Here is a 17,181-nt window from a genome sequence, read left to right on the forward strand (position 1 = left end):
CATTATTCCACAATTATTATATCACAATCATAGTGTATATTAGGATATATCACGCTCTATTATTCGTTAGATCCTCAATTTTAACTTTTCCCTTTTCCTCAAAATAATAGTATAATAGAGGTAGAATTTAGAATCGAGGTACACCTATGGCTGTAAAATTTACAAAACGAGACGACTTGGACAAGATGTTTGAAGAGTTTGCTAAACTCCCTGATTTGAAACAAGTCACTTTCCCTGATGACAAAGAGAAAAAAGCCAAAGCAGAAAAGAAAAACTAGATGACTGCTTTCCAACAACTCCCATCTAGTGTGCTTCAGACTGGAGCTATTTTCCTCTCCATTATCATTGAAGCCCTCCCTTTCGTGCTGATAGGAAGTATTGTCTCAGGGCTGATTGAGGTCTATATCACACCTGACAAGGTTTATCATTTTCTCCCTCGAAATCGTTGGGGGAGAATCTTTTTTGGCACCTTCGTCGGGATACTTTTTCCCTCTTGTGAATGTGGAATTGTTCCCATTATCAATCGTTTTCTGGAAAAGAAGGTCCCCAGTTACACGGCTGTTCCCTTTCTTGTGACAGCACCTGTTATCAATCCCATTGTTCTCTTTGCGACCTATTCTGCCTTTGGGAACTCCTTCCATGTCGCTCTGTTACGAGCTCTAGGTTCCATTGTAGTGGCTGTGATACTTGGGATTTTTCTAGGATTCTTCTGGCAAGAACCGATTCAGAAAGAAAATCGTTTGGCCTGTCATGAGCACGATTTTTCTCATTTGAGTTTTGCAAAAAAAATTTTTCAGGTCTTTGTGCAAGCCATTGATGAATTTTTTGATACGGGACGCTATTTGGTATTTGGCTGTCTCTTTGCCTCTGTTATACAGGTCTATGTTCCGACACGGATTCTGACCTCTATCAGTGCGACCCCTCTTTTTGCCATCCTGCTCTTGATGCTTTTGGCCTTTCTTCTTTCTCTCTGCAGTGAGGCGGATGCCTTTATCGGTGCTTCTCTTCTCTCAAGTTTCGGCTTAGCACCAGTTCTGGCCTTTCTGGTGATTGGTCCAATGCTGGATATCAAAAATATTCTCATGATGAAAAATTACTTGAAAGCACGATTTATCAGTCACTTCATTATGATTGTGACTCTTGTCATCTTAGTATATTCTCTCTTGATTGGAGTCATCCTATGATTCGATTTTTAGTTTTAGCTGGCTATTTTGAATTGACCATTTATCTCCATCTGTCGGGCAAATTAAACCAGTACATCAACATGCACTATTCCTATCTGGCCTATATTTCCATGGTACTTTCCTTTATCTTGGCTATTGTTCAATTGTATATCTGGATGAAGCAAGTCAAAACCCATAGTCATCTGAACAGCCGTTTGGCTAAAGGAACTAGTATTGCTCTTCTTGCCATTCCAATTGTCGTCGGCTTAACTTTCCCAACTGTTAGCTTGGATTCTCAGACCGTTTCTGCCAAAGGCTATCATTTCCCCTTATCAGAAGGCACGGATCAAGCCATTCAGACAAGTGAAGGAACGACAAGCCAATATTTGAAACCAGATACCAGTTCTTATTTTTCAAAATCAGCTTATGAAAAGGAAATGCGAACTGCGGCGGATAAATACTTGTCCCAAGATAGTATTCAGATCACCAACGAAAACTATATGGAAGTCATGGAGGCTATCTACGACTATCCAGATGAGTTTGAGGGTAAGACAGTCCAGTTCACAGGCTTTGTCTATAATGACCCCAGTCATACCAATAGCCAATTTCTGTTCCGCTTCGGTATTATTCACTGTATCGCGGATTCAGGTGTCTATGGATTGCTGACCAAGGGAAATACCCGTCAGTATGAGAACAACACTTGGATAACAGCCAAAGGAAAACTGGTCAATCACTACCATAAAGAACTCAAACAAAACCTCCCAACCTTGGAAATTGACAGTTTTACCAAAGTCGATAAACCAGAAAATCCCTATGTGTATCGCGTGTTTTAAAAAGCAAACTAAATCAATTAAAAACAAAACGAACAAGTTCTCTTCTGAATGACAGAAAAAGAGCCTGTTCGTTTTTTGTTATCTGAGTATTAATGATTTTTAGATTTAAATCTTATAACATTTTAAGTAATACAAGTAGCTCATTGAGAATAAGCGAGCCACTTATTAATTATACTAGCGATTTCTTTGGGTGCTTCAGTATAAAGCTCATGGCTAACGTTTTCTAGAAAAATAGTATCAAAATAATCTGGCAGTTCTTTTAAGGCTTCCTCTCTCCATGTAGCTTCATTAGGATAGCGAGGACTAATAAACAAGGTATCTCCCACTTCTCTCTTAAAAGCTTGTATTTTCCTCCGTAGGCGGAGTATCGCTTCTATATTTTCATAATTTATAGCCAACTCATATCTATTATACTCCGCATTCCAGTGATAGGACTGTCTTACGGCTTTCTCCATATTTTCTGACCAATACTTTGCTTCAGATTTCTCTTTAGAAATAAGAAGAGCTAAGTCTGAAACGACTTGAGATTCGATATAGTTTTTAGCTTCCTCTAACTCTGTATCTAAAGGTAAAATCTTATCTAAATCTAGATAGCCACCATCCAAAAGAATTAGTTTTTTCACTTCATAAAATTCCGATGCAAGATAACGCGCCAAATCTCCTCCAAGAGAATGACCTATCAGACAGATAGATTCTTCCTCTACAATCTCATTTTTAAACCATGATTTCAATTCTGTTTCATCTCGAAGATACTTTTCATATGGATTTAAAAAATAAACTTGCGAATCTAGTTCTTGAAGAAAATCCTTGCTATGATAGACATTGCTTCCCAAACCGCCAATAAAATATATTTTCATTCTCTACTTAATACTATGCTTGTTCATCTTTTGTTCAAAGATAGTTGTGATAATCTGACGCAATTCTTCGCGTTCTTTTTCTGGAATCTCACCACTTGTTTGAGCTGCAGCGTAGAGTTCAGGATGTTCAATTGAAATGCGTTTAATCGTACGTGTCGTAGCGTGTTTTCTGACGAAAAATGGGATTCGCTTAATCAAGTCTTGTGGTACTAGCGCAAGAATCTTTTCGGCAGTTTCCTTGTCACTAATCTTAGACGTCGTAAGTCCCTTCTTAATCATTTCCTGTTCTTTTTCTGTAAAATCTTTTAATTCCATTCGATTTGTCCTCCTATTTACTCTAAGTTAAATTATATACCAATCCGGATAAAACTACAAATAGACTGTTTTGAAATATGTGCAATACTGTGAAGAAGACTCTGATTTTTAATTATGAATCTTCCTTCTCAGTCACTTCCCATACTTCTGATTGATAACCTGCCCCATCAATATCGTATCTTTAGATATAACCAATAAATGTTTCATTTTTTCGTGGTTCCTGGCTATTAATGATTGACTCATCAAAAATATAAATAAAAGATCCCCCAACGTGAAAAATCTTATCTGATTTTTAAAGTATATCGGAAGAAACTTGGAGAAGTTATCACAAAAACTCCATAATATTCATATTAGTTTTCACCATTACGAATATTATAGAGTTAATAACTGATGTTGATTTTAAATATAGTTATTTTATATAATGCCTAGTCTTCCTGCCAAAATATATACGTAATATTTTCTAAATGAACGATATACTTAAACTCTAGAAAATCTGGCTCTTCATAATAATCAATAGAATCAAAGAAAAAATAATCATACTCAATTTTTTTAGAATGTTTGTATATGTACAAGCTATGAGGATGATTTTTGTTACCCCAAAAATCTATCTCTATATGATGGATATCCTTCTCTTTATAATGTCTCTCTATAAATTGATTAACAGCCTCAACATATTCCATTATTTACCTCGTAATTATTATTAGGAAACTTAACTTAGCATTCTATACTAGTAAATGATTTAGATTGCTTAATTAACTAAATTACTTTCTTTTCCAGATTCTATATTTTCTTTTAATAATTCAAAATCAACAAACTCAGCTAATCGACAATAATCACAATCGTTTTTACCACAACTACCAGTAAAATCAGCTGTATTCATATGAGACCAAAAGTTTTGAATTTGTGATGTAACTAAGTCTAAATCCTCTTTCGTAACTTGTATAGTGTGAATTGAATAGCCACTTTCAGTACTATTGTCATCAAGAAAAATATACTGAGTTTCAATTCGTTTATCAGTCATATCTATTTCAGAAGAATTTTCTAATAAAAGATTATAGAAGACTGCTTGACGCCAATAATCATGTCCAACTTCTAGCTCCTCAATACCTCTTTGAGCAGAACCTGTCTTATAATCTACAACTCGAATAAGATCATTATCAAATTCAAGCTTATCGATAATCCCATTGATTAAGTAATTATCTCCTAATTTAACACGAAGTTCTTTCTCTAAGAAAACATGCTCTCCTTTTAAACTATTTGGAATATAATATTCAAAAAGATTAGTCAGCAAGTTATGTCCGTATTCTTTTAATTCTTCTACAGACATTGTATCAATGATTTCCTCTTGATGAGAGTACAATGAACTATCATAGAATTCAATCGCTTCCTCTAATTGTAAATCTTCTTTATAGATTTTTTCCATTGTTTCATGAATTGCAGTCCCAAATACGGGGCCTGTGGGGGCATGATTGATTGTTATTTTTGTAGATTTTTCTTTTGCTCCTGATGATAATCCTGCTGCTTGAGATAACTGTAAAACATCATCAAAGTAGATACTCTTTGGACAACGCAGGTAACGATTCAATTTGCTAACGCTTAAACTCTTATAATTTCCCCGTGTTTGTTGATAAGTCGCAACCTCTAAGGCTTCAGTATTATCAAATTTAGGTGCTGTGTTAGCCAATACTTGGAGACAGTAGTCGCATGGGTAATTATCTCTGTCCTTTTTCAAAACTCCACAACCACAGTTAAAATCACCTTGTTTAATTTTCATAATAGACTCTTTAATCTGATTAAGCACTATATCAACTTCCTTTTGAGTGATTCGTATATCTTCAGTTTCAGAAAAACCATCTTCATTCATTGAATCCTCAACAAAAACATACTTAACTAGTATTTCTTTGTCAGAAATATCGATACCGGCATTTTTGAACAGGATATAATAAAATACAGCCTGACGCCAATAATCACCACCTAGAGGGACTTTTTCACTCGGAGCTACTAATTTCTTTTTAGCATTTTCAGCATTTCCTGTTTTATAGTCAATTAGACGTACTATATTGCATTCGGATTCAATTTTATCGATTTTTCCGTTTATCTCGATATCAGATACTTCCGATAGGTCTACGGTGGTATTTAAAATATCGCCTAGTCGAACACCTTGAATAGGTACCTCAACTGCAACTACACCATCTTTGAGGTAGCCAGCTTTCTTGTAAAGATTTTCGATAATCTTTTTCCCTCTAGCATAGTCATCTTTCTTTATTCTATCTGAAGTCAATTGATAAGATTTTTCTTCAAAGACTGTCTCAAATAATTTTAAAGCTTCTTCTGGAGAAAGTACTGTTTTTGCAGTTAATTCTGAACTTTGTGAACCATCTACAGAAATATATATTTTTTCTAAGACTTCGTGAATGATGCTACCGAATACCATAGCTTCGTTTGTTTCAGATGGTAATTTTAATCCCTTATTGAAATAAAAACTCAAAGGACATTTAAGAAAAGAATTTAATGTACTAACGCTTAAACTCAATTCGTCAAAAATTTCATTGAGAACATCGTTAGAAAATTTCGGTATTACTACTTTATCTACAGATTGACGATCCTCAAAAGATTCTGTCACGTCTACCTCATCAATAAATTCCTCAAATTCATTAATTAAGTGGGTTTTAGTAGAATCATCAGAATAAGAGAGATGGAGCACCTTCTTTGCCCGAGTCATGGCAACATAAAACAAGCGACGGTTCTCCTCTTCTTTTAGTTGAGATTCATTTTCATCTTTTCCATTTAAACTTGGTGGATAAGCGAATCTACCTGAATTATTTTCACCTCCTGGCCAAGCTTCACTCTTTTTCTTTCCATCATTGCATTTCATTATAAATACATGTTCAAACTCCAATCCTTTGGAACCATGAGCTGTCATTAATTGAACGCAGTTACTTGGAGAACCTGAGATATCTTCAATTGGTAGACTAATTCCCATTTCTTCTAAAGCTGATAATTGATTTAAAAATTCTTTTACAGTCAATTTAGGATGGATGTGGCATTCCATCAACATTAACTTGTAAAGTTCATTTAAAACAGAAACCAAATGATATTTTTCTTTTGACTTCATAATATACTCATCGATACTTAAAGATTTTAATACATCGCTAAGGACATACATAGGCGATAGGTATTTTGATGATTTATTTACTTTTTTGCGAACGATTTCTAATTTTTTATCAATTTCTGCTATAGTGGAAATTGAAATTTTTTCATCTTTCTTTAGATTCCGTATCATAGCGATTTCTGATAGTTCTATCTCAAAGAAATCAAAATATACAATTTTTCGAAGTTCTCTAACATTTCTTGATGGTTGGCAAAGATATTTTAAAATAGCTACAATTTTTTTGAAAAAAGGTTCACTAAATAAATCTTTATTTTCTTTCATTTGAACGAAAATACCATTATCACGAAGAATCTTCGCAAACTCTTCTCCGTAAGAATTTCTTCCATAAATGACTCCGATTTCATCAGGAGATACACCCGAATCAATCAACTCTTTAATCTCAGTAAGTACACCAAACATTTCAGCTTTTGCATTTGCGTAGGATTTCAAGATTGGCAATTGATAGTCATAATCTTTGTTAGCTCCTGCTGCAATGAGAAGTTTCTCTTCTCTTGGATTATGACTGATTAGTTGTCTTGAAGCGTCAATGATAGCTTGGGAAGAACGGTAATTTTCATCAAGTACTATTTTCGTAGGTTTATACTTCTTATCAAAATCTCGAATATTATTTGCACTTACTCCTTGGAAACGATAAATACTTTGATCATCATCCCCTACAACAAAAATATTTGGATTGTCTTTTCCTTTTACTAGTAAATCTACAAGTTTATTCTGAACAACTGAAGTATCCTGAAACTCATCAACAAATAAATATTTTATTGTATCAGATACACTTCTTTGGAAAGTATCATCTTCCTCCAACTTTTCAATAGTCCAAAGAATCATATCATCAAAGTCAAAATAATTATGGTTACTGATATCATTACTGTATTTTTTAACAATATCAACTCCAGCAAGTAATTTTTTAGTATTTTCTTGTAATTCGTTTATCGCATTATCTTTGTAATCTCCAACTTTCTTATCTTTAGTATTTCTAGCATATTTGAATTTACTATACAAATCATCTCCAGGTATAGATAAATCAATCATTTTAAAGTATTCATCTATCTCTTTTTCAAAATCCTCCTTGTTCAGATTTTCACGTTTCATTTTATAAAAAAGTTCTAATAGCTGGTCTTTAGCAGAATAACGTTTACCAGAGTTTTTATAAAGAGGATTCCCTTCTATAACATATTCATCCATAATTTCTTTTAGGATTTCATATTTGGCTGCTGTTGAGATAATTTGGGGTTGTCCACCGAAAATTTCAGAGTTTCTTAAGATTAACTCACTACAAAAAGCATGGATTGTCGATACTCTTACCTTACGTCCTTCTTCTCCAATCAATTTTTCTAATCTATCCAACATTTCTGATGCACCTGCCTCTGTATATGTTAAACAGACAATTTCTTCTGGACTTGTATGATAATTTGTTAAAATATTTGCGACACGACGTGACAGAATTTGAGTTTTACCTGTACCAGGACCAGCAATAACCATAACAGGTCCTTCCACCGTATCAACTGCTTTTTTCTGTTGTTTATTAAGTTTATCATATTCTTCTTTAAATAAAGTTTTAAAATCTTCTGTTGTCATCGTTTTACCTCACTCAACTATAAGTACTTCTATTGTGTTAATTATACCATATTTAAAAGCGTTTTCACATATGGTGTTAAATACTGACTTAAGTATTTTAGAATCTATAAGAAAAGAAAACCTAAATATTAAAATCACCTCGTTTTGTTTCAATAACTCTCATTGCAGCTTTAACCGCATGAAACTCATCAATTAAGTTCCCAAGAAGATTATAGTTTTGCCTAGTTAGTCTTCCGGACATTATTTTTTGGGAAATTTCTTGGAAACTATTTAAATGACTCTCTACACTTAATAACATTTCCTTAGCATCCTTTAAGTAATATTTTCTTGCTAAATTTTCAACTTCTTCCTTGAATGAGTCAACATTATATTCATGAATGGTAATCTTCTTTCCTTCCATAATAACATCATTTGCCTCATAACAAGTAATAAATTTTTGTTCGATTGTATTACATACAAAAATTACCCCATAATCCGAAACATATTTTTTCTCTTCTGGCCGTTGTTCGACCGTCGAATCATAAATAGTTAAGCTAGCAATTTGCCTTCCAACCCATTTAGAAAGAGAGTCTGCATTCACCTCAAACCGTTCCTGAGCTCTTTGTGCAAAATGATCCGTCCATGTATACTGGGGTGCATAAGAAAGTCCCATACTTTTCTCCTTTCATGGATTATCTCTTTAAAACTTCAAAAAGTAATTCAACTCCATCTGAATATACAACTACCTTGTCTCCTTTATTGAGACAACCATTGATAATTAACTCTGACAATGGTGTTTCAACTAATTTTGTAATACCTCTCCTAATTGGGCGAGCGCCGTTTTCAGGATCATATGTCTTTTTAGCAAGTAATTCGATTGCATCTTCGAAAAATTCCAGTTCATAACCACTATCCTTAATGATGTTTACTTCTTTTTCAAGTAATAATTTTGTAATTTGAAGAATTGATTCTTCCGTAAAAGGTTTAAAGGTTACAATTTCATCTATACGATTTAATAATTCCGGACGGAAAAAGTTTTGAACAGCTTCCATCGTCTGTTCTCGAATGGTTTGTTCAGATTGTTCTTGCGTTTCAATTCTTGAAAAACCAACCTTTTTATCTTTTTTAATGGCATTTAAACCTAGATTAGAGGTTAAGATAATAATCGTATCGGTAAAATCAACTTTTTGTCCCATAGCATCCGTTAGGATACCATCATCAAAAACTTGTAACATTAAATCATAGACTTTAGGGTGAGCTTTTTCAATCTCATCAAGAAGTACAACTGCTTTCGGATTTCTTTTAACAGCATTTGTTAAAACTCCCCCTTGACCAAATCCTTTGTAACCTGGAGGAGCACCAATTAATTTTGAAACTTCATGTTCTTGTTGGTATTCTGACATATCCAATCGAATAAGATCCTCTACTGAACCTGTTAGCTCTTCTGATAATATCTTTGCTGTTTCTGTTTTACCTACGCCACTAGTACCTAGGAACAAAAAGACTCCGATAGGACGTTTAGGATTTCTAAATCCTGTTTTTGAACGAATTACAGCTTCTGCGACCGAATTTGTAGCATCTGATTGGCCAATAACTTTTTCTGCTAAAGTATTTTTTAATTTGGAAAGACGAAGTAATTCTTGTCCCTCAGCTTCTTTTCCAACCTTCATGTCTTGTTCCTTAACTTCAACACCTGCTTTTTGTTCTACCGCTTTCTTTATGTCATCTTTTGAAATTTTAAGCTCATACTTACTAACAGTTAAGTTGTTGCGAGCCCCTAGAAATTCACCAAGTTTATTTTCAAGTCTTTCTCTTATTTCTTCTATAGCCTCCTCATTGTATTCAATAGCTTGTGCTTTTTCCAATTCTTCCTTCAACTCATTGACTTCATTTTGATAGTCTCTAATCAGAGTAACTTCTTGTTTGGCTTCAATCCGGACCAAAGCACCTGCATTATCAATGATTGTAAAGGCGGAGTCGGGTAGTTTTTCTCCTTTTAAATACTTCTTGGCAAGTCTCACCGCTAGTTCGATTGTGTCTTGTTCAAAATTTACATGATGAAAATTTTCATATGCAGGTGCTATTGTCTCAACAATTTTCACTGTATCTTCGATACTTGGTTCCTCTACAATTACTTTCTCAAAGCGACGTACAAAAGCAGTGTCACCTGAAACATATGTATTCCACTCTGACGAGGTGGTTGCTCCAATAATTCGAAAATCTCCCCGTGCCATTAAAGGCTTGAATAAATCTGTTAAAGATTTGGCTCTTCCTAACATATGAATTTCATCAATAAATAAGATAATATCTTTTTCCCGCTTCATTTCTTCTATGAATCTATTGATACCTTCACTCGTATAAGCATTCAGTGTTGCATGCAAATCATTTAAATTAAATTGAAGGATTTTCTTTCCCTTAAGAGATAAAACCTCATCTCTAGAGATACGCATTGCAATACCGTCTACAATAGCCGACTTACCAACGCCTCCATCTCCTAGTAGCACTACATTGTTTTTATCTCTACGTGTGAGGGCAATCTCCACTTTTCGAATCTCATCATCACGTCCTACAACCTCCATTAACTCTCCATTAAGAGCCTTCGAAGTGATATCTGTAGCTATATCATTTAAAAGAGAGTAATCTGGATTTGATAATTTAGAGGAGATATGTGCTGCTCTTTTTTCTTTGCTGGCTCTATCTCTCTCCGCTTTTCCATCTGTTAGCGCACGAAATCTAAACCATGAATTTGTAAAAACATCTAGCAATCCATCTTCTGAGTAACTATTTCTACCACTCAACAAGTATTGTTTGTAAATTAAGTGATTTGCATTTGTTTCCTGCTCTTGGGAAATTCCAGATAGAATCCAATAAGAATCAATGACACCATCAGGAGAATTTTGCAAGCGCATCTCTTCAGCAAAATCAAAGATAGATTTCATATATTCAGACATTGGAAATTCATCACATTCAGCAAAATAGTAAGAAGAGGGTGCTTCTTTTATGATTTCTACAGGTGAAGAAGTAATTTGATTATGGATTATCCTTCTTTTAGAAAAAGCTTCTAATTCTTCGCTCTCAATATTGGTACGAGGTCTACTTCCAATCATTTTTCCATTAGCAAATTCCTTTAACAATTTGCCTTTTGTTAAAGAATAATATCCTAAAGCATATCCTATTCCTGTATCCCTTACATCCAATAGACTAAACAGAATATCCTGACTTTCTATCACTTTATACTCTTTTTTAAGAATACGATTAGACAATTCTTTCAAAGCAAGTTTTAATTGGCGACTAACTTTATATTCTACAGTATGTTTTTTTGACATATGATTTCCCCTTACAATAATTTTTTTAGTGTTTCCTTAACATCTTCATCAAGATACAATACTTGTGAATACGCATCCTCTACATTCCAAGCAAGAAATTTCCCCTCTGCTAAGTGTCTTAGATCAGATAAAGTTAGCGAAATCATATCACCAGTAACATACCTCCCATGAAACTCTATTACTTCTTTTATATTTTCTAACCATTCTATTTCAAAATCTTCTCTTATTTCACATTTATACATCTATTGTTACCTTCTTTCCTTATCTGTATCTCTATTATAAATGAAGAGGTAGACAAAATTTGTCTACCTCTTCATTTTTTATAATTTTTTAATGTTTTTTCAAGAGATTCTTGTATTTCTTCAATCAACTTTTGAGGTGATAAAAGAGTTACTGCCTCACCTTGCCCTAGAATCCATCGTTTGAGACCTGGAGTGTTTTGACTTGTAATTTTTACTTTTATTTCATCATAATTCTCAGAAAGAATTTTATGCTCTGGAAACTGATCTAAAACAATTTCAGCATTTCCTTTATAGATTAAAGTAACATCAATTTTTCTTCCTTCAAAAGCATCTACTTTTTGATTTCGAACCTCCCCATCTTTATACTTATCCTTATGTTCAATCACTGGTTTCTTTATATGAGATTTACTAAGAGTCTCAATTCTATCAACTCGATACGTTGTATACTTTTCATGTTTCAAATGGTAAGCAACTAAATAAAAATAGTGGGCATCATAATAGAGGGAAACAGGAAAAATGATGTGGCTTTTGACATCTTTCAACGGAGCTTTATATTCTATTTCGAGCATTTGTTTCCTGCGAATAGCTTCCGATAAAAACCAAATTGTGTCAATTCTGTCCTTATCATTAGTCAGTGATTTATAGTTATAACGCTCACTACCAATAATGGCTTCTATCTCTTTTTGTTCTTCAATCGAGAGCAAAGATAGAAGATTTTCGAGCAAGGATTTTAGTTCGGATTCGTTTAGTGCACGATTCTCTAAAAGTATTTTTGAGATTACCAAAATATCCTTTTTATTAAAAGTTGTTTTACCAATCAAACGATAGGTGTTATCTGAAGTATCGAATTTTATCTCTGTATTATGTATATGCTGATCTTGCAAAAAACTTTTCAAATTACTTATATATCTTTGTGCAGTTCTATTATCAATCTCAAATTCTTCACTTAATTGAGCTTTTGAAAGCCTCTGACCAGCTTGTAAACGGAGAAAGATTGTTAAAAGTCGTTCTTGTGGTTTCATATCTTACCAATCGATTCTATTAATTTAAAATAATTTATTGAAATCTTTATTTTCTAAAGCTGATAACATAAATACAACTTCACTTTATTTTTTCACATATTCCCCTAAGGTTTCTTGAACTAAATGTTTAAAACTACTATTACTTATTCTTTTATTATTTTTACAAAAATTTCGCCCAAAATAGCTTGATTGACCGTTAAAATCTTTTTCCCTAACAGTAAAAAAGTATTCTTCATCTAATGCGTTTATGATTTGATTTATTTCTTCTTTTGTAAAATTCAAGTCTTGTTCTAAAACTTTAGATATAGTAGGTAACCAAAAAGTATTAAACCTTCTCAATATAAATGCGGGTTTATGTTGAGATGACTCTAAATGCTTAACGATTCTCCAAATAATCACTCTTGCACTTAACAAATTAACTTTACTATCTGATTCAATCAGTAGATTTGTAAAATTAGTTTCTTTATTACCTTCTTTATATATAAAATTTGGATTTTGACTTCTAAATGGAAAAGCCTCTAAATCAGCTATTTTTTTAGACATTTTTTCTAATTCTTCCCATTCATACTCTTTCAGATTCTCAATAAAAACTTTAAAAGTATCTGTTTTACCAAGAAATTCTTTTATAAACTGTTGTAAATAGTGTTCGAAATAATAAGCATCATTTTTAAAATAATTATTTCCGTTACCCTTTAATTTATACTGTAAAAACTCCAATTCATTAAATAAAATGCTACTATTTTCACTCACATCAACAATATGTTTTGTTAAAAAATTACGATCTTGTATGAATTCTCTTGAGGAATTAACTATATTTAATGATTTATCTCTACTATTTAATTCTCTTGCTTTTTCATAATACGTGCGAACACCATCAGACTTATTGGTTTTTATATCATCAATATTTGGATTCACTAAACATAAAAATAATGTTGCTTCATCAATATTTCCTTTTATATGATTGGGTAATCCGTAATTAATATTGACATCTGTACTTTTAGGTAAATCTTTCTCAATTTCCAACCAAGAGAAAGTATTACTGTCAGTTTTTAAAGCTACATCAAAAGAGTCTAGCATTTTTTCTATATTAGAATCATTCCACGGGCTATAAATATCGAAGAGTTCCGAAGAGTTGTTAATTTTACCTACTTTATTATGATATGTTTCAAGCAATATTTTTAAAGGTTCTTTTAAGGTATTTTTAGTTTGCTTTTCTGACATAAATCTATCCTCACTTTTATTATTTTGATATTAATTTCATCAACAATATCATTTTACAACATTTCATAGACAATTAATGTCTATATATAAAATTTCATCAAGATTTTATTAATCTATATCCATTACAAAACTAAATCATATAGAGTGTTATTTAATTTTTTAGGAAAAGATAATTTTAAACAGAAAGTGTCTTTTCATCAGTCTCTATTTGTACATGATTACTAATTTATAAATTTATAGTTTAGTTATTTTTAAATTTATTTAATCATTCAAGATTTTACTTGCCTTAGATAATAGTTTATTTAAGTTTTCTTTAAAATTCTTCTCAAATTCTTGATAAAGTTTCTCATCTTGCAAGTCTCTAGCTAAAATATTATCTTTTATTTTTTCTACCAAATTGTTATTAACAACAATTGCCATTCCATCATTAAGCATTCGGCCGTGCGTATCCCCTGAAATATAAATAAAATTTGATTTATTATGTGAAGAGTATATATTTAAACCTTGTCCTTTTCCTCTTGTTAATCTGATTCTATCAAATTCATTTGGAATCGAAATAAATTCTTCAGATAAAGAAGCTTCTCGTTTTTCTCGGGTTTCTTTACCGAATAATTCTGGCTTTTTAAGATCAAAATAATTTTCATCACCAACTAAAGTATTAAATAGTTTACGAATTACAAACTGCACATCTTCGTTTGGAGCATGATTTTGTTTTTTCTTATCTGCTGTAATTGTATCGGTATTTCCAATTGAAACTGCATTTGAAAATGTCATTTTTTCAATTAGTTTGTTAAATTGTTCCATGGTTAATCCTTGTTCATTATATCCAAGTAATTCTTTCAAAGTTCTATAGAAATTGTTAAAATCGTCTCTATCCTTCTTATCTTTAAATGTAAATTTTCCAACAAGTGATACTAATGAATTATAATCAACATCATCATCTAATAGTTCAAATGAATTTTCTAATAAATCTATCAAGTAAGATTCTATATCATCACTATTCTCAGGACTATTATTATATGCTGTCAATAGATAGTTGTATGCTTCCTCGAATCTTAATTGGAAACATACCATTGCTAATATCATCAATTTTTCATCATGATCTACTTTATCTCCATTATTGATATACATTAAGAGGCTAACTGAATTAAAAAGTCTATTAATGCTACGAGGATTATTTCCAATAGAATATCTAATTAATTGAGTGATTGTTTCTAACTGTTTTCTATCTTTTTCTTTATCAAAACAAAAATCAAGTTTTTTAAGTGAGGACTCAATAAAATTCTGTAAATCATAATTTGCTACTGGTACTGTAAATGGAACTTGAATAATTTTTTCAAAGAAAGCTTTCCCCTTTTCATCATCTAAATCTTTACCATATTTACTTTTTGCACCTCTAACAACAACATTATAATCTATAGCCAATACAAAGACGCAATGTTCACAGTCTAAAAATAATTTTAAAACTTCTAAGAGTTCTATGGCCTTTTCAGGAACTAATCGATCCAGATCGTCAATAAAAATAACTATTCGGTCACTTTTATTTTCCTTAATGGCATCATTAATAATGTCTTGTAAGTTTTCTTTTAAGTGCTTGATATCATCAGTTCTCTCACCAAAACCTATGATTAAATCTTGAAATTTTTCAGTTAATTTTTCGCCATTTAGTATGCCAAAGTCTAAATTTACATATTCTAAGCCTTTAGATAGCGCACCTTTTGCTTTTTTAAAAAACTGTTTCTTTTTTGAATCTTCTACATTTAACTCACTAATTAAATCCGTAATTAATGCTACTGCTAAATTATTTCCCATATCAAACTGTGAGTATTGCCAAGTATTGAAGAAAATAGTCTGAATTTTTTTATCTTGTTTTTCAGGATTTAATCTTTTCTCAACTTGATACATAATACTGGTTTTTCCAGTACCCCAGTCTCCTTGAATTGCAATCGTTAAAGGTGTTTCACACTCAGTAATAAAATTTGATAAACCATTAATATAGTTCTCAATGCTAAATTTGTCATCGTGGGTAGGACTATCAGAAAATGAGCCGCTCATAAGCAATCCTTTCATAAATATAAAAATAAGACAAATCACTCCAAAATAGAGTGATTAAACATATACATTGAATCTTCTTTTGTTTGTAGAAAGATTCGATTATTTTTTTGTAACATATATATTAAAAACTGCACTTCCCCCTTACACAAGAAACAATACAACACCTATCTCCTAGGTATTTTTTGAATGAACTCTTACAAGCTAAATTAAAATCTACGTTAAAGACTATGATCACATTTTAAAATTGTGCAATGACTTGTAAGTGTTTCCATATCTTTTTGTTAATTTTACCATAAATATTAACCACGAGCAATTTATATCCGATTAAATACCTATTGGTATACTCAATTAAGTTCTTACCAGCTCAAATTTTTAAACATTATTTTCTAAGAGCTGAAATCTAATGTCTTAGTTGTTAAAATTAATAATCTTTCCAAAACACATAGGAACTATTCTCTAAGTTAATAATCTGTTTAAAATGAACAGACTCATCCACTTCATAATAATCTATGTTATCAAAATTAAAGAAATCATAATCAAAGTTTTCAGATTGTTTCTGAATTTCTAAAAAATATCGAGAATATTTTTCAGAATCCCTTATTCCTATTTCTATACTTTCAATACGGTCGAGATCTACTTTTTGATAATAATTTTCTATAAATTGATTCGCAGCTTTAATAAATTCCATGCGTGACCTCATCTAGTTTATAAATCACATCTTTTCTCTCAATAATGATTTTACAGTCTAGTTTCTCTTTTGTAATCTTGTCCAACAATTTCTTATTGGGATTTATTGCTGTCGGAAAACCTACAGATTGAAGCATTGTAAAATCACCAGTCGTATCACCATAAGCATAGGATTTTTCGAAATCAATAAACAATTTTTTTAAGACTTTTAATTTTGAAACTGAGTCCCACATAGGAATCACTTCTCCAGTGTACTTATTATCAAGTTGAAGATAATTTGTTGCATACCAGATATCTGCACCCAATTTTTCTGCCATTTTTGAGACTAAGAAATTAGGAGAACCTGAAATAAATATAATCTGGTGCCCCTGCTCCTTATGCCATTTGATCCGATCACGAGTATATCGATAAAGTTTTTTACTTTCTTTTTCAATAACTTTTTTAGCGACAAAATCAATATCAAGTACATCTTTATCTGCAATATATTTTGTATAAAGTGTTGCAGCAATATAAAGATAGTCATCATAGTCTAGTTCTCTATTTTCCCAAGCATTTTTGTGAAATTTAATTTCAGCATTGACACTATTTGGAAATACATCATAGGAAACACACTTTTCCATATGCTTTAAAAGTAAGGAATCTCTAAAAATTGTTCCGTCGATATCAAATATAGCTGCTATTGGTTTATTCATTTGTTTCCTTTCTAATTACATTTAATTGAAATATAATTTTAA

General features: G+C 31.9%; 15 protein-coding genes. 3 read left to right on the forward strand and 12 right to left on the reverse strand.

The genetic code is table 11. The annotated features are described in order from the left end of the window. The first annotated feature begins 146 nt into the window (after positions 1-146). Genes SK637_RS10235 through SK637_RS04970 form a run of 3 tightly spaced genes read left to right on the forward strand, consistent with a single transcriptional unit; the run spans position 147 to position 1,996 of the window. The gene (locus SK637_RS10235; protein ID WP_000268685.1) at positions 147-278 is read left to right on the forward strand and encodes an SPJ_0845 family protein; all 132 of its coding nucleotides are present in this window, start codon (positions 147-149) and stop codon (positions 276-278) included. After that, complete coding sequence (locus SK637_RS04965) at positions 279-1,184, forward strand: permease (RefSeq protein WP_033688802.1); 906 nt, start codon at positions 279-281, stop codon at positions 1,182-1,184. Then, a complete protein-coding gene (locus tag SK637_RS04970) occupies positions 1,181-1,996 on the forward strand; it encodes a TIGR03943 family putative permease subunit (protein WP_033688803.1) in 816 nt (271 codons plus the stop codon). Before SK637_RS04965 ends, SK637_RS04970 begins: the two co-directional genes overlap by 4 nt. 140 nt (positions 1,997-2,136) lie before the next feature. On the opposite strand, the gene SK637_RS04975 is transcribed toward SK637_RS04970, so the two are convergent. The 12 genes from SK637_RS04975 to SK637_RS05030 form a co-directional block, all read right to left on the reverse strand. Next, positions 2,137-2,853, reverse strand: a complete 717-nt coding sequence (locus SK637_RS04975; protein WP_033688804.1) for an alpha/beta hydrolase — start codon at positions 2,851-2,853, stop codon at positions 2,137-2,139. Positions 2,854-2,856: 3 nt separating this feature from the next. Then, positions 2,857-3,168, reverse strand: a complete 312-nt coding sequence (locus SK637_RS04980; RefSeq protein ID WP_000420556.1) for a hypothetical protein — start codon at positions 3,166-3,168, stop codon at positions 2,857-2,859. A gap of 425 nt (positions 3,169-3,593) precedes the next feature. After that, positions 3,594-3,848 carry a hypothetical protein gene (locus tag SK637_RS04985; protein ID WP_033688805.1) on the reverse strand — a complete coding sequence of 85 codons (255 nt, stop codon included), beginning with the start codon at positions 3,846-3,848 and terminating at the stop codon, positions 3,594-3,596. Positions 3,849-3,916: 68 nt separating this feature from the next. Then, positions 3,917-7,915 carry an ATP-dependent helicase gene (locus tag SK637_RS04990; RefSeq protein ID WP_033688806.1) on the reverse strand — a complete coding sequence of 1,333 codons (3,999 nt, stop codon included), beginning with the start codon at positions 7,913-7,915 and terminating at the stop codon, positions 3,917-3,919. A 121-nt stretch (positions 7,916-8,036) separates the two neighbouring features. Beyond that, entirely contained in the window at positions 8,037-8,567 is a 531-nt protein-coding gene (locus tag SK637_RS04995; RefSeq protein ID WP_033688807.1) for a hypothetical protein, read from the reverse strand. 19 nt (positions 8,568-8,586) lie between these two features. Next, positions 8,587-11,220, reverse strand: a complete 2,634-nt coding sequence (locus SK637_RS05000; RefSeq protein WP_033688808.1) for an AAA family ATPase — start codon at positions 11,218-11,220, stop codon at positions 8,587-8,589. Positions 11,221-11,231: 11 nt separating this feature from the next. After that, positions 11,232-11,462, reverse strand: coding sequence for a hypothetical protein (locus SK637_RS05005; RefSeq protein WP_033688809.1), 231 nt, complete (start codon positions 11,460-11,462; stop codon positions 11,232-11,234). Positions 11,463-11,533: 71 nt separating this feature from the next. Beyond that, positions 11,534-12,484 carry a helix-turn-helix transcriptional regulator gene (locus SK637_RS05010; RefSeq protein ID WP_033688810.1) on the reverse strand — a complete coding sequence of 317 codons (951 nt, stop codon included), beginning with the start codon at positions 12,482-12,484 and terminating at the stop codon, positions 11,534-11,536. A gap of 84 nt (positions 12,485-12,568) precedes the next feature. Then, positions 12,569-13,705 carry a hypothetical protein gene (locus tag SK637_RS05015; protein WP_033688811.1) on the reverse strand — a complete coding sequence of 379 codons (1,137 nt, stop codon included), beginning with the start codon at positions 13,703-13,705 and terminating at the stop codon, positions 12,569-12,571. Positions 13,706-13,966: 261 nt separating this feature from the next. Continuing rightward, positions 13,967-15,760, reverse strand: coding sequence for a KAP family P-loop NTPase fold protein (locus SK637_RS05020; RefSeq protein WP_033689001.1), 1,794 nt, complete (start codon positions 15,758-15,760; stop codon positions 13,967-13,969). A 421-nt stretch (positions 15,761-16,181) separates the two neighbouring features. Then, entirely contained in the window at positions 16,182-16,448 is a 267-nt protein-coding gene (locus SK637_RS05025; protein WP_033688812.1) for a hypothetical protein, read from the reverse strand. Next, positions 16,435-17,139 (reverse strand): HAD family hydrolase, encoded by a 705-nt coding sequence (locus SK637_RS05030; protein ID WP_033688813.1) that lies wholly within the window; start codon positions 17,137-17,139, stop codon positions 16,435-16,437. Before SK637_RS05030 ends, SK637_RS05025 begins: the two co-directional genes overlap by 14 nt. Positions 17,140-17,181: the final 42 nt, after the last annotated feature.

Origin of the sequence: Streptococcus mitis (assembly GCF_000722765.2) — a bacterium.
GTDB lineage: Bacteria > Bacillota > Bacilli > Lactobacillales > Streptococcaceae > Streptococcus > Streptococcus mitis_AQ.